The organism is Microbacterium sp. Bi128 (assembly GCF_918698205.1).
In genome coordinates this window covers 1-19,487 of the sequence record NZ_CAKKMM010000040.1, presented here as the reverse complement: position 1 = coordinate 19,487, position 19,487 = coordinate 1, and the positions used below count along the sequence as shown (strand labels likewise).

Genomic DNA, 19,487 nt, shown 5'->3' with positions numbered 1-19,487 from the left:
GTCGTGCTGCTGACCGGTCCGAGCGGCGCCGGCAAGTCCAGCCTCGTCGCGGCACTCCTGGGCTACGCCGACCACGAGGGCGAGGTGCGCGTGGACGGTCGCCGGGTCGCCCACGCGCGCGACACCGTCGCGTGGGCGGGCCAGCGTCCCGGGCTGGTCTCCGGAACCGTGGCCGAGAACGTCGCGCTGGGCTCCGACGCCGACAGCGCGACCATCGCGCGGGCCCTCGCCGATGCGGGGGCGTCCGACCTCGACCCCTCGACGGCGCTCGGCGCCGGTGGCTCGGGTCTCTCCGGCGGCCAGGCCCAGCGCGTCGCGGTCGCCCGAGCCCTCTACCGTTCGCGCGTCGTCGGCACGCGCGTGCTCGTCCTCGACGAGCCCTCGAGCGCCCTGGATGCCGAGACCGAGGCGCACGTGTGGCGCACGGTGCGCGCGGAGGCCGACGCGGGCGCCGGCGTCCTGCTGGTGTCGCACCGCGTCTCGGCCCGCGCGATCGCCGACCGCGTCGTGGACCTCGGAGTCCTCTCGTGAACGCCCGGGTCCGCGGCATCCTGCGCTCGGCGATGCCCTCGCGTCGTCGATTCGCCCCCGCCGTGCTCTCGGGATTCGGCACCGCCGGGAGCGCCGTGGCGCTCCTCGCGGCGAGCGCGTGGCTCATCGCGCGGGCCGCGGAGCAGCCTCTCGTGATGTACCTCTCCGCCGCGGTCGTGGGTGTGCGGGCCTTCGCGCTGTCGCGCGGGGTGTTCCGCTACCTGGAGCGACTCACGGGGCACGACGCCGCGCTCGACCGACTCGCCGGGGTGCGGGCCGACCTCGTGCGCGAGCTCGTCCCCCTCGCCCCCGACGGGCTGGCCCGTGCCCGGCGCGGAGGGCTGCTCTCGCGCCTCGTCGACGATGTCGAAGAGCTGCAGAACCTCCCTTTGCGCGTCGTGCTCCCCCTGTCGGTCGCGGCCGTCACCGCGCTGGCCGCGGTCGGGTTCACGGCGTTCGTGTCGTGGCCGGCCGCGCTCGCCCTCCTCGGGTGCCTGATCGTCGCGTTCGCGGTGTCGGTCGGGCTCGGCTGGGCGGCGGGATCCCGCGCGGAACGGTCGATCGCGCCGCTCCGGGCGGCGGTGGCCGATGCCGTGCACGATCTGCTGACGAACCTCGACGTGCTCACCGCCTACGGGGCGGTGGATGCCGCGCGCGAGCGCGTGCGCCTCGCCGACGCCGCGCTCCGCCGGGCGGTCGTGCGCCGCGGAACCGCGCAGGGATTGACCTCGGGCACGGTGTCGGTGCTCGCCGGGCTCGCCTCGCTCCTGGCGCTCGTCGTGGCGGCTCCGGCCGTCACGGGCGGGACGCTGTCGGGCCCGGGGCTCGCCGTCGTCGTCCTGCTGCCGATGGCCGTCTTCGAGGTGTTCGGCCCGGTTCCCCTGGCGCTGGCCTCGTGGCGGCAGGTGCGCGCCGCGGCCGAGCGCATCGCCGCGGCCGTCCCGGCGGAGATCCCCGACGGCCTCCCCCGCGACGAGCCGGCCCCGACCGGCATCGCCCCGACCCTGGGTTCGGGCATCGAGCTCCGCGACCTGGACGCGCACTGGCCCGCGCGCTCGGACGCCGCGCTCGAGGACACCGGCCGCATCACCGACGTGACACTGCGGGTGGGTCCGGGCGAACGCGTGCTCGTGACCGGCCCGAGCGGCGCGGGGAAGACGACGCTCGCGCACGTCCTGGCACGCTTCCTCGACTACGGCGGCTCCTTCACCGTCGGCGGCATCGAGGCGCACTCCCTGTCCGGAGACGACCTGCGCCGCACGATCGGCCTCGTCGAGCAGTCGCCGTTCCTGTTCGACGAGTCGGTGCGACAGAACCTGCTCTTCGCGCGCGACGACGCCACCGACGACGACGTGCGCGCCGTGCTCGCGCGTGTCGGCTTGGACGCCTGGGTCGCCGAGCGCGGCGGACTCGACGCCCGCGTCGGCGACCGGGGTGCCCTCGTCTCGGGCGGGCAGGCGCAGCGCCTCGCCCTGGCCCGCGCGCTGCTGCGCGACTTCCCCGTCCTCGTGCTCGACGAGCCCACCGCGGGCGTCGACCCCGCGGCATCCGACGTCCTGCTCCGCGATCTGCTCGGCGCCGTCGGCCGCGATCGCGCGGTGCTGCTGGTGTCGCACGTCGACGTCCCCACCGAGCTCGTCGACCGGGTGGTACGACTCGAGGACGGGCGGGTGCTGGTCGGCTGACGAGCGATCAGGATGCCGCGACGAACCGTACGTGCGCGGGGGCGAGCCGCACTTCCACGCGGGTGCCGGGAGTGAGACCCGCGGCCACGGTGACGTCGAGCTCCGCGACCCCCGCGTCGGTGACGACGCGCACGCCCCTCGGCGTCGGTTCGAGGTACGAGACGGTCGCCGTCCACACACCGATTCCGGGGGCGTCTGCGGACTCGGACCCCACCCGCACATCGGACGCGCGGTAGACCGCGGCGAGCGGGGCGCCGTCGACCGCCGCGACAGCCCGCGACCCGGCATCCGTCGCTTCGAGACGCACTCCCCCGGCCGCGAACCCGCCGCCGTCGGCGCGACCGACGAGCCGTTCGAGACCCGCGATGCGCGCCGCGACGTCGGTCGCCGGAGCGCTCAACACCTCGCGCACCGTGCCCTGCTGCGTGACCCGCCCGCGCTCGACGATGACGAGACGGTCGGCGAGGGAGGCGGCATCCACGGCGTCGTGGGTGACCGCGACTGTCGTCACACCCGCGAGCGCATCGCGCAGCATCGCGCGGATCTCCGACGCGGTCACGGCGTCGAGGGCGACGAGCGGCTCGTCGAGCAGCACGACCCGCGGCCGCGCGGCCATGGCCCGCGCCACGGCGACACGCTGCTGCTCGCCGCCCGAGAGTTCGGCGGGGCGCCGGTCGCCGGTTCCGGGGAGACCCACACGCGCGAGCCACGCGTCGGCATCGTCCCGGGCGTCGGATGCCGCGACCCCCGCGCCGCGCGGACCGAACGCGACGTTCTCGCGCACGGGGAGGTGGGGGAACAGGCGCGCGTCCTGACCGAGGAGCACGATGCCGCGATGCATCGGGGCGGTACGCACGCGCGGCCGCGCGGTGCGGTCGAGCACGCGGCCGTCGACCGAGATCTCGCCGTCGTCGAGGGGCTGGAGGCCCGCGAGCGCCGCGAGGAGCGTCGACTTTCCGGCGCCGCTGCGTCCCATCACCGCGACGGTCTCGCCCGGCGCCACGTCGAGCGCGAGGTCGACCGCGAACTCGCGCCGGCGGACGACGACGCGCGCCGACAGCACGGCCGTCATGCGGGAGTCCCCGTCGGGCGCCAGCCCCGCACCAGGAGCAGCACGGCGATCGCGGTGACCAGCAGCAGCAGGGCCAGCGCCACGGCGGTGCCCTGCGAGACCCCCGCCCCGTTGAAGGCGGTGTAGATCGCCAACGGCATCGTCTGGGTGACCCCGGGCCGGTTCCCGGCGAACAGGGCGGTCGCACCGAACTCCCCGATCGCGCGGGCGAAGCACAGCACGACGCCCGCGACGATCCCGGGGGCGGCGAGCGGCAGCGTGACGCGGCGCAGGATCGTCGCCCGCGAGGCGCCGAGCGACGCGGCCGCGCGCTCGAACTCCACGCCGGTGCTGCGGAGCGCCCCCTCCACGGCCAGCACGAGGAACGGCAGCGCGACGAAGACCTGCGCGAGCACCACGGCGGCGGTCGTGAACGGCAGGCCGAGGCCACCGAGCCACCCGGTGCGCCCGAACAGGTAGAGCAGCGCCACTCCCCCGACCATCGGCGGCAGCACGAGCGGCACCGTGACGAGGGCCCGAAGGACCGCGGCGGCGCGGGGGGAGCTGCGGGCGATCACGAGGGCGAGAGGGATGCCGACGACCGCGCAGACCGCCGTCGCCCCGGCCCCGGTCCCCAGCGACAGACCGAGGGCGGCGAGCGCGGCCGGTGACGTCACGTCGGCGACGAGGGATGCCCACTGCACGCGCGCGACGAGCGCCGTGAGCGGGACGAGGAGGAACAGCAGCCCGGCCGCCGCCGGCACGATCAGCCAGCGCGGGACGTAGCCGGCACCCGTGCCGCTCACGGCGCGCGGAATCCGGCGTCGGCGAGGATCGCCTGCCCGCCCGCCGACAGCACGAAGTCGACGAAGGCCGCCGCCGCGATCGGGTTCGGGGCGTGCGTCAGTGCCGCGATCGGGTAGCGGTTGACGACCGCGTCGGCCCCGGCCGGCACGACGGCCTCCACGTCCGCGCGGCCGACGACGTCGGTGGCGTAGACGAGTCCGGCATCCGCTTCGCCCGCCGCGACCTTCGTCAGCACGGCGGTGACGTTCTGTTCGACGCTCGCGGGAGTGACGCCCACCCCGGCATTCCCCAGGAGCGTGGTCGACGCCGCCCCGCACGGGACCTCGGGCGCGCAGAGCACGGTCGTGACGCGGGCGAGGTCGGCGAGGGTCGCGACGCCGCCGGGGTTGCCCGTCGGCACCGCGATGACGAGGGTGTTCCCCGCGAACACGCGCGGATCGGGGGCCTGGTCCGCGACCGTGGCCATGTTCTTCTCGTCGGCGGAGGCGAAGACGTCCACGGGTGCCCCCTCGCCGATCTGCTTCGCGAGGGTGCTCGACCCGTCGTAGACCGTCTGCACGGTGACACCGGGGTGCTCGGCCTCGAACGCGCGGGCGATCTCGTCGAAGGAGCGCTGGAGCGACGCGGCGGCCGAGACCTCGACGGTGCCCGAGAGCGCGCCCGCGGAGGCGGCCGGGGCCGGGGTCTGCGCGGCGCACGCGGCGGTGAGGACGACGACGGCGCCGAAGAGGGCGAGCAGGGCGGCGGGACGACGCATGAGGGGTCCTTTCCGCAGAGCCCGAGGCCCGCGGCATCCAGTATTCCGCATGTGCGGATACTCGGGGGCCTTCAGTGTCGCTCGCGCGGAGTTTCCACCGTCACGACGGTCGCCTTGACGGATGCCACGGCGAGGGCGCCGGGAACGAGCGCGAGCTCCTCGGCGGCCTCGGCCGACATGAGCGAGACGACCCGGTGCGGCCCGCACTGCAGGTCGACCTGCGCCATGACCCCGTCGATGCGCACGCGCGTGACGATCCCGACGAAGCGGTTGCGAGCACTCGAAGAGACGCCGGTGGGATCGTCGGGCTCGTCGGCGAGCGCGACGGCGCGGGCGGCGAGCGCCTCGCCGGGGATCTCGACGGGCGACGTCCCGGTCGTCGGCAGCAGTCCCTGGTCGATCCACCGGCGCACGGTGTCGTCGCTGACACCGAGCAGACCGGCGGCGGTCGCGATCCGGTACGTGGTCGTCATGCCCCGACGCTAGCGCCCACGGCGGCCCCCGACGGCCCCGGCTCGCCTAGGCTCGATCCATGGATGGCGTGCGCGAGACCGGGGCACCGCGCGACGGCGGGCTGCTCGACCGATTCGGTCGCGTCGCCCGCGATCTGCGCGTGTCGGTGATCGACAAGTGCAATCTGCGCTGCACGTACTGCATGCCGGCCGAGGGGCTCCCCTGGATGCCGCAGACGCAGCTCATGACCGGCGACGAGATTGCGCGGATCGTCCGAGTGGCCGTGCGCTCGCTCGGCGCCGAGGAGTTGCGGCTCACGGGCGGCGAACCCCTCGTGCGCAAGGATCTCGAAGACGTCATCGCCCGCATCCGTGCCGACAACCCCGACCTGCCGATCTCGATGACCACGAACGCCGTGGGGCTGGACCGCCGGGCGCAGGCCCTGAAGGACGCGGGCCTCACCCGCCTCAACGTCTCGCTCGACACGCTGCACCCCGAGACCTTCGCCGAGCTCACCCGCCGCCCCCACCTGGACAAGGTGCTCGCCGGGCTCCAGGCGGCCCGCACGGCGGGTCTCGGCCCCATCAAGATCAACGCGGTCCTGCTGCGCGGCATCAACGACACCGAGATCGTGCCGCTCGTGGACTGGGCGGTGACGAACGGGTTCGAGATGCGCTTCATCGAGGACATGCCCCTCGACGGCGACCGGTCCTGGACCGAGACGCAGGTCGTGCCCGCGCGAGAGATCCGCGCCGCCCTCGAGCAGACGTTCGACCTCGCCGCCGACCCGCGCGGACGCGGGGCCGCCCCGGCCGAACGCTGGGAAGTGCGGCGTGCGGGCGACAGCACCCTCGCCGGGCACGTCGGCATCATCTCGTCGGTCACCGAGCCGTTCTGCGCGGCCTGCACGCGCACCCGTGTCACCGCCGACGGACGGATCCGTTCGTGCCTCTTCTCGCACGAAGAGACCGACCTGCTCACCGCGCTCCGCCACGGGGCGAGCGACGAGGACCTCGCGCAGATCTGGCGCGAGGCGATGTGGCGCAAGCCCCGCGCGCACGGCTCCGACCGCGTCGGCCTCGCGCGCGCCGATTTCATCCAGCCGGAGCGCACGATGAGCGCGATCGGCGGATGAGGCCGCTCGTCGACCCGGTGGCCTCGCTCGCCCCCGAAGAACTCATCCGCACCGCCCGGCACGCCGTCCTCTCCGGGATCGGCGAAGAGGGGCAGCGGCGTCTCGCCGCCGCGCGCATCGCCGTCGTCGGCGCGGGCGGCCTCGGCTCCCCCGTGCTGCTGGCCCTCGCCGCAGCCGGGATCGGCGAACTCGTCGTGATCGACGACGACGTCGTCGAGCGTACGAACCTGCAGCGGCAGCTCCTCCACCGCGTCGACGACATCGGCATCCCCAAGACCACCTCGGCCGCGCGGGCCGTGCGCGACCTCTCCCCGCTCACCCGCGTGCGCGAGGAGAACCGCCGACTGACCCCCGACAACGCGCGGGAGCTCCTCGCCGGCGCCCACGTCGTCATCGACGGCAGCGACACGTTCGACACCCGCAGCGCCGTGGCCTCCGCCACCGACGAGCTCGGGATGCCACTGGTGTGGGGCGCCGTGCAGGAGTGGTCCGCGCAAGTGACGGTGTTCTGGTCGCGGCCGCCCGCGGGGCACTCCCCCGTCGCGCTGTCCGACGTGTTCCCCGCGGACTCCGTCGGCGAGCCGCCCACGTGCGCGCAGGTCGGCGTCCTGGGTTCGCTGTGCGTCCAGGTGGGCGGGCTCCTCGCGACCGAGGCGATCAAGCTCGTCACGGGCGCCGGCGATCCCCTCCTGGGGCGCATGGCGATCATCGACGCTCTGCGCGCCCGCCACGACATCGTCCCGCTCGTCGCCCGGAGGAACCCGTGACCGATCTGATCACCGTCGAAGAGCACCGCGCCCGTGTGCTGGCCGCCGTGACCGTGCTGCCCGTCGAGACGGTGCGCCTGGCCGACGCCGCGGGGCGGACGCTCGCCGCCGACGTCGGCGCCCGTCACGACCTGCCCGGCGACGACAACTCGTCGATGGACGGGTTCGCCGTGCGCTTCGCCGACGTCGAGCGGGCGGATGCCGCGCACCCGGTGTCGCTGCGGGTCGTCGGCGACCTGCCGGCGGGGTCGGCCGAGAACCCGAGCTTCGGTCCGGGCGAGGCCGTGCGCATCATGACGGGCGCGCCGGTGCCGTCCGACGCCGACGCGATCGTGCCGTTCGAGGACACCGCCGGAGGCCTCGCCGACTCCCTCGGCACCGTCGAGGTGCACCGCGCGCCGGCCGCCGCGGGAGCGTTCATCCGTCACCGGGGCGGAGACGTGCGCACCGGCGACGTCGTGCTGATCGCGGGCGAGCGGCTCGGTCCCTTCGCTCTCTCGGCGGCCGCCGCCGCGGGCGTTCCCGACCTCGAGGTCCGCCGCCGCCCCCGCGTCGCGGTCGTGTCGACCGGCAGCGAACTCGTCGCCCCCGGCGCCGTGCCGGGCCGCGGACAGACCCCCGACTCGAACACGACGTTGCTCGCCTCCCTGGTCGCCGACGCCGACGCCGAGGTCACCGTCGTGGCATCCGTCCGGGACGACGCGAGCGCGATCGAGGCCGTGCTGGAGCACGCGGCCGACGCCGACGTCGTGATCTTCAGCGGCGGAGTGAGCGCGGGCGCGTACGAGCCCGTCCGCCAGGCGCTGTCGGCGCGCATCGTGTTCTCCCGGGTGGCGATGCAGCCCGGCAAACCGCAGGCGTTCGGCGTCCTCGACGACGGCCGACTCGTGTTCGGACTGCCCGGCAACCCCGTGAGCGTCGCGGTGTCGTTCGAGGTGTTCGTCCGCCCCGCGCTCCTCGCCCTGCACGGCCGCACGGTGCTGGACCGGCGCCTCGCCCGGCTCACGGCATCCGAGACCTGGACGACCCCGCCCGGTCGTCGCCAGTACCTCCCCGCGGTGATCGACCTCGTCGGCGGCACCGTGCGTCCCGCCACCGCCGGCGGATCCGGATCGCACCTCGCCGCCTCGCTCGCGCGCGCGGAGGCCTTCGCGATCGTGCCCGCCGAGGTGTCGACCGTCGCCGTCGGCGACCCCGTCGATGTCATGCTGATTCCATGACCTTCACCCACCTGGATGCCGCGGGCCACGCCCGCATGGTCGACGTCACCGCCAAGCAGCCCACCGTCCGCACCGCCACGGCCCGCGGCTTCGTCCGCTGCGCCCCCGAGGTCGTCGCCGCCCTGCGCGACGGCACCGCGCCGAAGGGCGACGTGCTGGCCGTGGCGCGGATCTCCGGCATCCAGGCCGCCAAGTCCACGCCCGCGCTCCTTCCCCTCGCGCACGTCATCGGCGTGCACCGCGCCTCGGTCGATCTCGCGATCGTCGACGACGGCGTCGAGATCGAGGCGACCGTCGGCACCGCCGACCGCACGGGTGTCGAGATGGAGGCGCTCACGAGCGTGTCGGTCGCCGCGCTCGCGATCGTCGACATGGTGAAGGGCATGGACAAGGGCACGTTCATCGAGAACGTGAGGATCGTCGCGAAGACCGGCGGCAAGTCCGGGGACTGGCACCGTACCGGAGAGTCCGCGTGAGCGTGCGGGTGCGCTACTTCGCCGCCGCGGCCGACGCGGCCGGGACCGATGCCGAGGACCGCGGCGAACCGACCCTCGTCGCGCTCCGTGCGGCGATCGTGGCCGAGCACCCCGAGCTGAGCGGCATCCTGGATCGCTGCGCGGTACTCGTCGATGGCGAGCGTCGCGACGACGACGCTCCACTGGCCGGCGCGACCCACGTCGACGTGCTGCCGCCCTTCGCGGGCGGCTGACCCGGGCTCAGCCGCCCAGGCCCTTCCAGGCCGTCGTGCCGTCAGCCTCCACCTGGCGCTTCCACACCGGCAGGTCGGTCTTGATCGTCTCGATGACCGTGCGGCAGACCTCGAAAGCGGCCGCGCGGTGGCCGGAGGCGACGGCGATGACCACGGCGGCCTCCCCCACGCTCAGCCGGCCGACGCGGTGGCTCACGGCGACGATCGCGTCGGTGCCCTCGGCGGCCCGCTCGGCGAGGCGGTGCAGCGCCTGTTCGGCGTCGGGGTGCGCGCTGTACTCGAGCGCGACGACGGCGTCGCTGGCATCCGGGTCGGTGTCGCGCACGCGGCCGACGAAGGTCGTGACGGCACCCGACGAGGAGTCCTCGACAGCGGCGAGGTGCGCATCGAGGTCGAGCGGCGCCTCGGACAAGCGGGCGATGCGAACGGCGCTCATGAGTGGTCTCCTCCGGCGAGCTGGTCGAGCACGTGCGGGGCGAGCTCGATGAGGACGGCGACGCCGGATGCCACGGCCCGGGTCGAGCCCGGGAGGTTCACCACGAGCGTGCTCGGGTCGACGATCCCCGCGCGGCCGCGCGAGAGCACCGACAGCGGCGTGTCGGTCAGTCCTCGGCGGCGGAGCTCTTCGGCGATGCCCGGAAGGTCGCGGTCGAGGACTCGAGCCGTGCCCTCGGGGGTGCGGTCGGTGGGGGCGATGCCGGTCCCGCCGGTCGTGACGACCAGGCCCGCTCCCGCAGCGATCGCCGCACGCAGCGCGGCCTCCACGTTGTCGGCGCCGTCGGGGACGACGACCGCGTCGGCGCAATCGAACCCGGCGTCGCGCAACAGCGAGACGGCCAAGGGGCCCCCGCGGTCTTCGCGCAGCCCCGCGGCGGAGCGATCGGAGACGGTGATCACGCGAGCGGTGTGCGGCACCTCTTCAGCCTAGGCGTGCGCGTCGGAGCCCGAGGCGATCGTCTCGACCTCGGGGATCTCGGGCGGGATGCGTCCCGCCTTCGCCTTCGGCGCCAGATCGTCGCGCTGGACCGACTCGGCGGCCGCGGTGATGCGCCGGGCCATCCCGCTGAAGATCAGGCCGTGGAAAGGCAAGACCGAGAGCCAGTAGAGCCGCCCGGCGAGGCCGGTCGGAAAGAACAGTGCCCGCTGATCGAAGCGCGCGCCGTCGCCGTCGGGGCTCGCACGCAATTCGAGCCACGCCCCGCCGGGCACCTTCATCTCGGCGCGCAGACGCAGGAGGTGCCCCGGCTCGATCGCCTCGACGCGCCAGAAGTCCAGGGCGTCGCCGACCGTCACGACCGAGCGACTCCGGCGCCCGCGGGCCAGGCCCACCCCGCCGACCAGGCGATCCATCCACCCGCGGATGGCCCACAGCAGCGGCGAGGAGTACCAGCCGTTCTCGCCGCCGATGCCCTCGATGACCGACCACAACTGCTCGGGGCTGGCGCTCGTGCGCATCGTCCGCTCGTCGGTGTAGACGAGGCGACCGGCCCACTCGGGGTCGCTCGGCAGCGGGTCGCTCGGGGCACCGGAGACCTCGGCATCCTGCCAACTCGTCTCGATCGCGTCCTCGTTCAGGCGCCCGAGCGCGCGCTGGACGGCTTCGCGGTAGGGCATCAGCCCACCCTCGGGGCGCGGAATCAGGTCGTCGACCGCGCGGTCCTTCACGACGCAGTCGTTCTGCAGCGACTCGACCAGCGGGCGCGCGATCGACTTCGGGATCGGGGTGACGAGATTGACCCAGTGCGAGGCCAGGCGCGGCGTCAGCACCGGCAGCGACGCGATCGCACGCTGGTGCAGACCCGCTTCGATCGCGTAGCCGTTCATCATCTGCCCGTAGCGCAGCACGTCGGGGCCACCGATGTCGACGGCACGGTTGACGTTGGGCGCGACGCGCGCCGCCCCGAGCAGGTAGTGCAGCACGTCACGCACCGCGATCGGCTGGATGTGGTTGCGCACCCACTTCGGCGCGGGCATGTAGGGCAGCACGTCGGTCAGATGGCGCACCATCTCGAACGACGCCGATCCCGAGCCGATGACGACGCCGGCCTGCAGGACGAGCGTGGGCACGCCGCTGGCGAGGAGGATGTCGCCGACCTCGACGCGCGAGCGCAAGTGGGCCGAGAGGGGCGCGTCGTCGGGGTGGAGTCCGCCGAGGTAGACGATGCGCGCGGCCCCGGCCGCCGCGGCCGCCGTGGCGACCGTGCGGGCGGCCCGTCGATCGGTGTCTTCGAAGTCGCGCCCTCCGCCCATGGAGTGGATGAGGTAATACACCACGTCGACGCCCTCGACCGCGCGGGTCACCGCCGCCCGGTCGGTCGCGTCGCCCTTGACCGTCTCGACCTCGTCTCCCCACGGGAAGGCCTCGACCCGGCGCGGATCGCGCGCGAGCACGCGCACCCGGTAGCCGGCCGAAAGAAGGCGCGGCACGAGCCGTCCGCCGAGATACCCGGTCGCGCCGAGGACGAGGGCCCGCGGCGGTGACCCGTCGGGGAGGGGCTGCGCGACGAGCGCGGGTTCACGGCCGGTGGGGGCGGACAGCTCGCTCATGCCGACACGGTACGCCCGGCCCCCGACATCGACGGGGGCTTGACGACGCTAGGGTGAGGGCCGTGGAGACCGCGTGGGTGCGACGCGTGCTCGTCGTGGAGGATCAACCGGCGATGCGCGCGCTCTTGTGCGACATGCTCGCCCATCGTGAGTTCGAGCCCACCGGTGCCGCCGACGCCGCCGAAGCCACGACCGCGTTCGCCGCGACCGACCCCGACGTCCTGCTCACCGACATCGACCTGGGCACGCGTCCCTCCGGCGTGGAGCTTGCGACGATGCTCACGGGGCTCGCGCCGCACCTGGCCGTGGTGTTCCTCAGCAGCTTCCCCCGGGCCGCGGCGGGGGCGGGCCGTCTCGGCCCCGCGGGAGCGGTGTTCGTCTCCAAGCTCGACGTGACCAGCGCCGACGTCGTCGTGGAGGCCATCGAGGCGGCCCTCGCCGAGGCGATCCCGCCGGCGCCGACGTCTCCCCGACCCTCTCCCCTCGCGGGACTCACGCGGCGGCAGATCGACGTGCTCGCGCTCGTTGCGCGCGGATGGTCGAACGCGCAGATCGCCCGTGAGCGCGGGACCACCACGCGCGCCGTCGAGCGTGCCGTGAGCCGCATCTTCGAGAGGTTGGCGCTGGGGTCCGACCCGGCGACGAATCCCCGCGTGCGCGCGAGCGCGCTGTACCTGGCCGAATTCGGCTCCGCCCCGTGAAGACGATCGCCGCCGCCCTGGCCGGCGGCCGGTTCGTCACGCGCTGGACGTTCGTCGCCGTGTTCGCGGTGTCGCTGATCGTGCTGGCGCCGTTGCCCGCCGCGCTCACCCCGGTCGAACGCACGACGGTGTCGCTGATGACGGCGGCGACGTTCGCCGCGGCGTGGGGACTCGTCGCCGTGATCGAGCGCCGGGTGTCGGCCCCGGTCGCGCGAGCGGCGATCGTCGCGACGGCCCTCGTCGTCACCGCGATCCTCCGCCCCGTCGGCCAAGACGCCCTGTCTCTCGCGCTGGGGCTCCCGGCCCCGACTCCCGACACCCTGCCACTGCGGGCGGCGACGAACCTCGCGGTGTGGACGATCGCCCTGATCGGCACGGCCGTCCTGGTCGGAGCCGCGCGCGCCACCCGCGAGACCGACGCCCTCCTGCGCGCCGTTCTCGCTCAGCTGCGGAGCAGCGCCGATCGCGTGGCGGACTTCCGCGTCGAGGCCCACCGCGCGGTGTCGGCCGCCGCCGCCGCGATCGGAGCGGCCCAGCCCGTGACGACCGACGACGTGCGCGCACTGGCGACGCAGCTGCGCACCCACGCGCACGCCCTCGGCGCTCTCGCCGACGGGCTGCCGTCGCAGCCGACCGCGCCCGCCGCGCGCGCCCGGCCCCCGCGCGGCGACTTCCGGCTGCCCCCGGTCGGTCTGACGGCCGCCGTCTACGGCGTCGCCGTCTTCCCCTACGCCGTCCGCACGATCGCGCCGATCGATCTCGCGCTCGGCCTCTCCGCCACGGTCGTGCTGGGTCTGCTCGCCGATACCGTTCCCCGGCTGCCGCGCCTGCGCCGCGCCCGCGTCGCCGGCGGGGCGATCTTCGCCGTCGCGGTGGTCGCGGTGGGCGTCGTCCTCGCGGCGATCGGGGCGGCGCAGGGCGTGCCGTTCCCCGCGTCGGCGGTCCCGGCCCTGGCCTACCCGGCGTTGGCGGCGGCCCTCGCGCGCTGGCGCGGCGGGGCACGCACTCTCGCGGTCGAACGCCGGCGGCTGTCCGGCGCCATCGCCGAGCGCGTCCGCGCCGACGACCTGGGCACCCGTGCCGTGCGGGCGGGCCTGCACGAAGCGGCGGAGCGGTTGCATCGCGACGGACAGGGCGCGGCGGTGCAGTTCGTCCTGCGGCACCCCGATCCGGGTCCCGACGAGCTCGCCGCCTTCCGCGCGGAGCTGGCCGCTGTCGCCGACGGCGTCCGGCGAGCCCTCGATGCCCCGGCGACCGGTGCGGGGGCCGCGTCCCTCGACGCGCTGCTGGCGACGTGGGCTCGCGCGATGCCCGTCGACGCGCACGTCACCGACGCCGCGCGCGGCGCGCTGCGGACCGATCCCGCCCTCGCGCGGGACGTGATCGACGTGGTCGCGGAGGGCCTTCTCAACGCCGCGAAGCACGCGCGCGAGCGCGCGGCGGCGGTCACGGTGGAGCTCCGCGCCACCGCGGGCGGGCCGCGGCTCGACGTGCGGGTCGCCTCCCCCGGCGCTCCTCCGCGCGGGGCCGCCCTGCGCGCGGGAGCGCGGGCTCACGCGCTCGGGGCGCGGCTCCGCGATGCGGGAGACACCGCTGTCCTCGAGGCGCGGTTCGCGATCGCGGAAACGGATGTCGTGTCAGCCGAACATTCCGCGGAGGGCTCGCCGTCCCCGGCGTAGCGTCGGCCCCGATGTCCGAACTCACCGCACTCCTGCCCCTCGCCGTCGGCATGGCGATCTCGCCGCTGCCGATCGTCGCCGTCGTGGCCATCCTGCTCTCCGCCCGCGGCCGGGTGGCCGCGCCGATCTACACCGCGACCTTCTTCGCGGTGACGCTCGCGGTGCTCGCCGTGGGCGCGGCGACCTCCGCCGGCGCGTCGGCGGGCTCCTCGCACGGCGAGGGCGGCCGCATCGTGGTGATGGTCCTCGGCGGGCTGCTCACCGTCGGCTTCAGCGTCATGGCGATCCTCAGCTGGCGCAGCCGCCCGAAGCCCGGGACCGCGGCGACCCCGCCGAGTTGGCTCGCCGCGATGGATGCCATCACCCCGGCCCGCGCCGCCGGCTTGGGGCTGCTCATGGCGGCGACCAACAGCAAGAACCTCCCGCTCGAGCTCAAGGGTGGCGCCCTCATCGGGGCGGCCCACGCGCCGATCGCCCTCGCGGTGCTGCTGTGCATCGGGGTCGCCGTGGTCGGCACGATCACGCTCCTGGTCCCGACCGCGCTCGGAGCCACCGGCATCCCGGGGATCACCAGCGCCCTGGACCGGCTGAAGAACGAGATGATCGCGCACAACGCCGTGATCATGACGGTGCTCTTCGCCGTCCTCGCCGCCAACGAGGCGGCCCATCTCATCCACCAGCTGATCGCGTGAGGACCCTCATGGACACTTCTTCCCCCTCCTGCCGTGCCGCCGCCCCCGCCGGTGTCTTCGTGGGCATGGTCGACCGCGGTGTGCGCTCGTGGCGCGGCATCCGCTTCGCTCTTCCCGCCATCGGCGAGCGTCGCTTCCGCGATCCGGTGGCCGCCCCCGACGCCGACGGAGAGACGGATGCCACGGTCTTCGGTTCCGTCTGCCCGCAACCCGCGAACCCGGCGATCCCGCTCGGCGACGGCGCCGTGCAGGACGAGGACTGCCTGTCGCTGAACGTGTGGGCCCCCGAGTCCGAGGCCGCGGCGCCGCGGCCGGTGATGGTGTGGCTGCACGGCGGGGCCTACACCTTCGGGTCGTCGAGCCAGCCGCTGTACGACGCCACCGCGATGGTGTCCTCCGGCGACGTGATCGTGGTGACGCTCAACTACCGGCTCGGGGCACTCGGCTTCGTCGATCTCTCCGGCGCCCTGCCCGGCGCCGGCTTCGACGGCAACCTCGCCCTCAAGGACGTGCTGCTGGCGCTGCGGTGGGTGCAGCGCAACGTCGCGGCCTTCGGCGGCGACCCCGACCGGGTGACGGTGTTCGGCGAGTCCGCCGGCGGAGGTCTGGTCACGACGCTCCTGGCCACCCCGTCCGCAGAAGGTCTGTTCCACCGCGCGATCGCGCAATCCTCCCCCGCGTCCAGTGTCTACGGACCGGAGCGCGCGCGGCACGTCGCGGAGCGCTTCCTCGGCGAGCTCGGCATCGACCCCGCCGATCCGGGTGCTGCCGACCTGCTGCGTTCGGCCCCGGCGGAAAAGATCGTCGCGGCCGGCAAGACCGTCTATGCGGAGATCCCCACCACCGATCCGGGCACGCTCGCCTTCGCCCCCGTGATCGATGGGACGCTCCTGCCCGAGGCGCCGGTCACGGTGCTGCGCGAGGGCCGCGGCATCCCGGTCCCCCTCCTCATCGGCACCAACAAGGACGAGGCGTCGCTGTTCTCGTACATGAAGTCGCCGCTCATCCCGATCACGGGTGATCGCATCGACACGATGTTCGCCGACATGGCATCGGAGAACCCGGGCGTCGAACTCCCCAGCCGTGAACAGGTGCTCACCGCGTACGAGCACGTGCGTCACCGCGCCGTGGGGCTGGGCGTGGCCCGTGACATCGGCTTCCGTCTGCCCACGCTGTGGGTCGCGGAGGGGCACGCGGCGGCGGCCCCGGTCTGGTTGTACCGTTTCGACCACGCCTCTCCGTTCCTGCGGCTCATCGGCCTCGGCGCGACGCACGCGACGGAACTCCCCTATCTGTGGGGCAACCTGGTGAGCGGACCGAAGGACCTCACGTTCCGCCTGGGCGGCCGCCGTGTCGCCGAACTGATCTCCGCGCGGATGCAGCGCCGCTGGACCGCGTTCGCCCACGGCGACGCCCCCGACGCGCCCGACGCGCCCGGCTGGCCGCCTTTCTCCGTCGACGGAGACCACGCCCGGGCCACGCTCGTGATCGACCGCCACGACCTCGTCGTGGACGACCTCGACGGTGAACTCCGGCGGGCGTGGGGAGACGGCACCCTCGCCTTCTCCTGACCTCGCGACGGGGAATAGCACATCGCCCGCGCGCGACCGGTCGGCTGGAAAACGCTGCGCGATCGGGGTAGGGGTAGAGGAATGAGCCAGCAACCCCCCGCTGCCCCTGGAAACCCTCGACTCGAGGTCGACGACGTCATCGTCGTCGACAAGAAACGCGTACGCACGGCCATCGGCGGCACCGTCGTCGGCAACTTCATGGAGTGGTTCGACTTCGGCATCTACGGCTACCTGGCCGTCACGCTCGCCGTCGTCTTCACCTCCGACCTGCCCGAGCCCTGGGGTCTGCTCGTGACCCTCCTGGGGTTCGCGATCTCGTTCCTCGTCCGCCCCTTCGGCGGTTTCGTCCTCGGCCCCCTCGGCGACCGCATCGGGCGCCAGAAGGTGCTGTTCCTCACGATGGCCATGATGGCCGCCGCCACGGCCCTCATCGGCATGCTGCCCACCTCCGCGGCGATCGGACTGTGGGCGATCGTGCCCCTGTACCTGCTGAAGATGGTGCAGGGCTTCTCCACCGGCGGCGAGTACGCCGGAGCGACGACGTACGTGTCGGAATTCTCCCCCGACCGCAGCCGCGGCTTCTGGTCGTCGTGGCTCGACGTCGGCTCGTACGTCGGCTTCGCCGCCGGGGCCTCGGTCGTGGCGATCACGACCGCGATCACCACCGCGGTCTCGGGCGAGAACGCGATGGTCGAGTACGGGTGGCGTATCCCGTTCCTCCTCGCCATCCCCCTGGGCATCGTCGCAATCTACTTCCGCCTCCGCATTCCCGAGACCCCGTCGTTCGAGCAGACCCATGCCGCCGAGGCCGCGCAGGAGGCCGGCTCCGACGACCCGATGGCCCGCCAGGGCCTCGCCGGTATCGTCCGTCACCACTGGCGCGCGCTGCTGATCGGCATCGCGCTGGTCGCGGCGACCAACACCGCCGGGTACGCCCTCACCAGCTACATGCCCACCTACCTCGAGACCGAGGTCGGCATCTCGAACCTCGGCGCCGCCGTGGCGACCGTGCCGGTGCTGCTGGTGATGTCGGCGACGCTCCCCTTCATCGGAAAGCTCAGCGACCGGATCGGCCGGAAGCCCGTGTACGCGATCGCCGCGACCTCCGCGCTGGTGCTGCTGATCCCCGCCTTCCTCATCATGCAGATCGGCGAGCTGTGGGCGGTCATCATCGCCCTGTTCCTCGCGGCGGTGCCGGTGGCGTTCTACGTCGCGATCTCGGCATCCGCTCTGCCGGCGCTCTTCCCGACCGCCTCGCGCTTCGGGGCGATGGCGGTGGCGTACAACATCGCGGTGTCGCTCTTCGGCGGCACGACGCCGCTGTTCAGCCAGGCGCTCATCGAGTGGACCGGCAACACGCTCATGCCGGCGTTCTACATCATGTTCTTCGCTGCGCTCGGACTCGTCGCCCTGCTGTCGATGCGCGAGACCGCGCGCCGACCGCTGCTCGGCTCGGTTCCCGCCGTGGAGACCCCCGCCGAGGCCGAGGCGGTCGTCGCGCGTCAAGACGAGGACCCCCTCATCGACACGTCGACGATGCCGCTGGAGATCCGCCGGAGCTGAGCGCGCTCAGCGCCGGCGCCCGGTGCCGAACAGGCCCCGGATGACGCCGTTCAGGATCGTCTTGGTCGAACCGCGACCGAGCAGATCGTCGAGCGGCGCCGCCGGGGCCGTCGGGCGCCGTGCCGGGGCCGACGTGCTCTTGAGCAGTCGCTCGTACTCGCGCTGGGCCTTCTTCTGCGCTTCGGCGTGGGCCTTGTCGATCGCGGCCTTCTGCTTCGCGTACTCGGCCTCGTCGGCGGCGGCCTGCTTCGCCCGCTCGGCGGCCTCGCGCGCCTCGGTCGCCGCCTGCATGCGGGCGCCGAGGATCTCGCGCGCCGACTCCCGATCGATCGGGGTGCCGTACGGCGCGAAGAGCGGGGATGCCGCGACCGCGGCGCCGAGGTCGGCGGCGGGGATCGGCGACATCGACGCCCGCGGGGCGAACAGCCGCGTCCAGGCGACGGGCGTCGGCGCGCCCTTCTCGCTCATGACGGTGACGATCGCCTCGCCCGTGCCGAGTTCCTGCAGCACCCGCTCGAGGTCGTAGCCCGAGGCGGGGTAGGTGCGCACCGACGCGCGCAGCGCCTTCGCGTCGTCGGGGGTGAACGCGCGCAGGGCGTGCTGGACGCGCGAGCCGAGCTGTGCGAGCACGTCGGCGGGGACGTCCTTCGGCGTCTGCGTGACGAAGAAGACGCCGACGCCCTTCGAGCGGATGAGGCGGACCGTCTGCGTGATCGCGGCGAGGAACGCTTTCGAGGCGTCGCGGAAGAGCAGGTGCGCCTCGTCGAAGAAGAACACCAGCTTGGGCTTGTCGAGGTCGCCGACCTCGGGGAGCGCCTCGTACAGCTCCGCGAGCAGGTACATGAGGAACGTCGAGTACAACTCCGGGCGCGAGGCCACGTTCGGCACCTCGAGCAGGCTCACGATACCCTCGCCCTCGGACGTCGTCCGTAGGAACACCGACACGTCCAGCTCGGGTTCGCCGAAGAACGTGTCAGCCCCCGCGGCCGAGAAGGCGATCAGTTCCCGCAGGATCACGCCCGCCGTGGCGCCGGACAATCCGCCCAGCCCCTTCAGCTCGCTCTTGCCCTCGTCGCCGGTGAGGAACGTCAGCACCGCGCGCAGGTCGGACAGGTCGACCAGCGCGAGGCCCTTCTCATCGGCGTAGTGGAACACGAGCCCGAGGCTGGACTCCTGGGTCGCGTTGAGCCCCAGCACGCGGCTGAGGAGCAGCGGCCCGAATCCCGACACCGTGGCCCGCACCGGGATGCCCGAGCCCGCGTCGTCGCCGAGGGCGAAGAACTCGGTGGGATACGCCCGCGGCGCCCACTCCTGGCCGAGCGCGATCGTGCGCGCGAGCAGCTTCTCGCTCGAGGCTCCGGGCGCAGCGACCCCCGACAGGTCGCCCTTGATGTCGGCGGCGAAGACCGGCACGCCGTTGGCCGACAGCTGCTCCGCGAGCAGTTGCAGCGTGCGGGTCTTGCCCGTTCCGGTGGCACCGGCCACGAGTCCGTGGCGGTTCGTCATGGCCAGCGGGATGCGGATCGGAACGGATGCCACCGGCCCGCCGTTCACGAGCACACCGAGGTCGAGCGCGGCGGCGCCATCGGCGTACCCGGCGGCGATCGTCGCGACCGTGG

General features: G+C 73.9%; 20 protein-coding genes. 12 read left to right on the top strand and 8 right to left on the bottom strand.

Annotated elements, in window-relative coordinates; all coding sequences use genetic code 11:
• Together LQV45_RS05595 and cydC are read left to right on the top strand one after the other, a co-directional pair.
• Positions 1-531: ATP-binding cassette domain-containing protein (locus tag LQV45_RS05595; RefSeq protein ID WP_230006134.1), on the top strand; the 531-nt coding region annotated here is incomplete at its 5' end.
• Positions 528-2,216 carry a thiol reductant ABC exporter subunit CydC gene (gene cydC, locus LQV45_RS05590; RefSeq protein WP_290370211.1) on the top strand — a complete coding sequence of 563 codons (1,689 nt, stop codon included), beginning with the start codon at positions 528-530 and terminating at the stop codon, positions 2,214-2,216. The genes LQV45_RS05595 and cydC, both read left to right, overlap by 4 nt.
• Before the next feature lie 7 nt (positions 2,217-2,223).
• Here the strand turns inward: cydC and LQV45_RS05585 are convergent, their stop codons facing one another.
• From LQV45_RS05585 to LQV45_RS05570, 4 genes are all read right to left on the bottom strand, one after another.
• Entirely contained in the window at positions 2,224-3,288 is a 1,065-nt protein-coding gene (locus LQV45_RS05585) for an ATP-binding cassette domain-containing protein (protein WP_230006133.1), read from the bottom strand.
• Entirely contained in the window at positions 3,285-4,073 is a 789-nt protein-coding gene (gene modB / locus LQV45_RS05580) for a molybdate ABC transporter permease subunit (RefSeq protein ID WP_230006132.1), read from the bottom strand. Before modB ends, LQV45_RS05585 begins: the two co-directional genes overlap by 4 nt.
• Positions 4,070-4,831: a molybdate ABC transporter substrate-binding protein gene (gene modA, locus LQV45_RS05575; RefSeq protein ID WP_230006131.1), complete on the bottom strand. Its 762-nt coding sequence runs from the start codon at positions 4,829-4,831 to the stop codon at positions 4,070-4,072. Before modA ends, modB begins: the two co-directional genes overlap by 4 nt.
• A gap of 71 nt (positions 4,832-4,902) precedes the next feature.
• Positions 4,903-5,304: a molybdopterin-binding protein gene (locus tag LQV45_RS05570; protein WP_230006130.1), complete on the bottom strand. Its 402-nt coding sequence runs from the start codon at positions 5,302-5,304 to the stop codon at positions 4,903-4,905.
• Between the two features lie 59 nt (positions 5,305-5,363).
• Between LQV45_RS05570 and moaA the strand changes: the two genes are divergently transcribed.
• The 5 genes from moaA to LQV45_RS05545 are packed head-to-tail and all read left to right on the top strand — an operon-like array spanning position 5,364 to position 9,115.
• Positions 5,364-6,419, top strand: a complete 1,056-nt coding sequence (gene moaA / locus LQV45_RS05565) for a GTP 3',8-cyclase MoaA (protein ID WP_230006129.1) — start codon at positions 5,364-5,366, stop codon at positions 6,417-6,419.
• Positions 6,416-7,186, top strand: coding sequence for a HesA/MoeB/ThiF family protein (locus LQV45_RS05560; RefSeq protein WP_230006128.1), 771 nt, complete (start codon positions 6,416-6,418; stop codon positions 7,184-7,186). Before moaA ends, LQV45_RS05560 begins: the two co-directional genes overlap by 4 nt.
• Positions 7,183-8,406, top strand: a complete 1,224-nt coding sequence (glp, locus tag LQV45_RS05555) for a gephyrin-like molybdotransferase Glp (RefSeq protein ID WP_230006127.1) — start codon at positions 7,183-7,185, stop codon at positions 8,404-8,406. Before LQV45_RS05560 ends, glp begins: the two co-directional genes overlap by 4 nt.
• Positions 8,403-8,882: a cyclic pyranopterin monophosphate synthase MoaC gene (gene moaC, locus LQV45_RS05550; RefSeq protein ID WP_230006126.1), complete on the top strand. Its 480-nt coding sequence runs from the start codon at positions 8,403-8,405 to the stop codon at positions 8,880-8,882. The genes glp and moaC overlap by 4 nt, the downstream gene beginning before the upstream one ends.
• Positions 8,879-9,115, top strand: a complete 237-nt coding sequence (locus LQV45_RS05545; RefSeq protein ID WP_230006125.1) for a MoaD/ThiS family protein — start codon at positions 8,879-8,881, stop codon at positions 9,113-9,115. The genes moaC and LQV45_RS05545 overlap by 4 nt, the downstream gene beginning before the upstream one ends.
• A gap of 7 nt (positions 9,116-9,122) precedes the next feature.
• Here the strand turns inward: LQV45_RS05545 and LQV45_RS05540 are convergent, their stop codons facing one another.
• Genes LQV45_RS05540 through LQV45_RS05530 form a run of 3 tightly spaced genes read right to left on the bottom strand, consistent with a single transcriptional unit; the run spans position 9,123 to position 11,662 of the window.
• Entirely contained in the window at positions 9,123-9,551 is a 429-nt protein-coding gene (locus tag LQV45_RS05540) for a molybdenum cofactor biosynthesis protein MoaE (RefSeq protein WP_230006124.1), read from the bottom strand.
• Positions 9,548-10,030 carry a molybdenum cofactor biosynthesis protein B gene (locus LQV45_RS05535; protein ID WP_230006123.1) on the bottom strand — a complete coding sequence of 161 codons (483 nt, stop codon included), beginning with the start codon at positions 10,028-10,030 and terminating at the stop codon, positions 9,548-9,550. The genes LQV45_RS05540 and LQV45_RS05535 overlap by 4 nt, the downstream gene beginning before the upstream one ends.
• A gap of 9 nt (positions 10,031-10,039) precedes the next feature.
• Entirely contained in the window at positions 10,040-11,662 is a 1,623-nt protein-coding gene (locus LQV45_RS05530; RefSeq protein ID WP_230006122.1) for an SDR family oxidoreductase, read from the bottom strand.
• Between the two features lie 62 nt (positions 11,663-11,724).
• Here LQV45_RS05530 and LQV45_RS05525 point away from each other — a divergent pair, with 62 nt between their 5' ends.
• The 5 genes from LQV45_RS05525 (at position 11,725) to LQV45_RS05505 (ending at position 17,868) form a co-directional block, all read left to right on the top strand.
• On the top strand, positions 11,725-12,363 hold the full coding sequence (locus LQV45_RS05525; RefSeq protein ID WP_230006121.1) for a response regulator: 639 nt from the start codon (positions 11,725-11,727) through the stop codon (positions 12,361-12,363).
• Positions 12,360-14,042 carry a hypothetical protein gene (locus tag LQV45_RS05520; RefSeq protein ID WP_230006120.1) on the top strand — a complete coding sequence of 561 codons (1,683 nt, stop codon included), beginning with the start codon at positions 12,360-12,362 and terminating at the stop codon, positions 14,040-14,042. The genes LQV45_RS05525 and LQV45_RS05520 overlap by 4 nt, the downstream gene beginning before the upstream one ends.
• Before the next feature lie 11 nt (positions 14,043-14,053).
• A complete protein-coding gene (locus LQV45_RS05515) occupies positions 14,054-14,734 on the top strand; it encodes a GAP family protein (RefSeq protein ID WP_138173815.1) in 681 nt (226 codons plus the stop codon).
• Between the two features lie 8 nt (positions 14,735-14,742).
• Positions 14,743-16,305 carry a carboxylesterase/lipase family protein gene (locus LQV45_RS05510; RefSeq protein ID WP_230006119.1) on the top strand — a complete coding sequence of 521 codons (1,563 nt, stop codon included), beginning with the start codon at positions 14,743-14,745 and terminating at the stop codon, positions 16,303-16,305.
• Positions 16,306-16,386: 81 nt separating this feature from the next.
• Positions 16,387-17,868 carry an MFS transporter gene (locus tag LQV45_RS05505; RefSeq protein ID WP_230006118.1) on the top strand — a complete coding sequence of 494 codons (1,482 nt, stop codon included), beginning with the start codon at positions 16,387-16,389 and terminating at the stop codon, positions 17,866-17,868.
• A 6-nt stretch (positions 17,869-17,874) separates the two neighbouring features.
• On the opposite strand, the gene LQV45_RS05500 is transcribed toward LQV45_RS05505, so the two are convergent.
• Positions 17,875-19,487: helicase HerA-like domain-containing protein (locus LQV45_RS05500; RefSeq protein ID WP_230006117.1), on the bottom strand; the 1,613-nt coding region annotated here is incomplete at its 5' end.

Bases quoted from the DNA above. Each gene is read 5' to 3' on its own strand.
- LQV45_RS05585 (WP_230006133.1), bottom strand. From the start codon at position 3,288: ATGACGGCCGTGCTGTCGGCGCGCGTCGTCGTCCGCCGGCGCGAGTTC.
- modA (WP_230006131.1), bottom strand. From the start codon at position 4,831: ATGCGTCGTCCCGCCGCCCTGCTCGCCCTCTTCGGCGCCGTCGTCGTC.
- LQV45_RS05570 (WP_230006130.1), bottom strand. From the start codon at position 5,304: ATGACGACCACGTACCGGATCGCGACCGCCGCCGGTCTGCTCGGTGTC.
- moaA (WP_230006129.1), top strand. From the start codon at position 5,364: ATGGATGGCGTGCGCGAGACCGGGGCACCGCGCGACGGCGGGCTGCTC.
- LQV45_RS05560 (WP_230006128.1), top strand. From the start codon at position 6,416: ATGAGGCCGCTCGTCGACCCGGTGGCCTCGCTCGCCCCCGAAGAACTC.
- moaC (WP_230006126.1), top strand. From the start codon at position 8,403: ATGACCTTCACCCACCTGGATGCCGCGGGCCACGCCCGCATGGTCGAC.
- LQV45_RS05540 (WP_230006124.1), bottom strand. From the start codon at position 9,551: ATGAGCGCCGTTCGCATCGCCCGCTTGTCCGAGGCGCCGCTCGACCTC.
- LQV45_RS05530 (WP_230006122.1), bottom strand. From the start codon at position 11,662: ATGAGCGAGCTGTCCGCCCCCACCGGCCGTGAACCCGCGCTCGTCGCG.
- LQV45_RS05515 (WP_138173815.1), top strand. From the start codon at position 14,054: ATGTCCGAACTCACCGCACTCCTGCCCCTCGCCGTCGGCATGGCGATC.
- LQV45_RS05510 (WP_230006119.1), top strand. From the start codon at position 14,743: ATGGACACTTCTTCCCCCTCCTGCCGTGCCGCCGCCCCCGCCGGTGTC.
- LQV45_RS05505 (WP_230006118.1), top strand. From the start codon at position 16,387: ATGAGCCAGCAACCCCCCGCTGCCCCTGGAAACCCTCGACTCGAGGTC.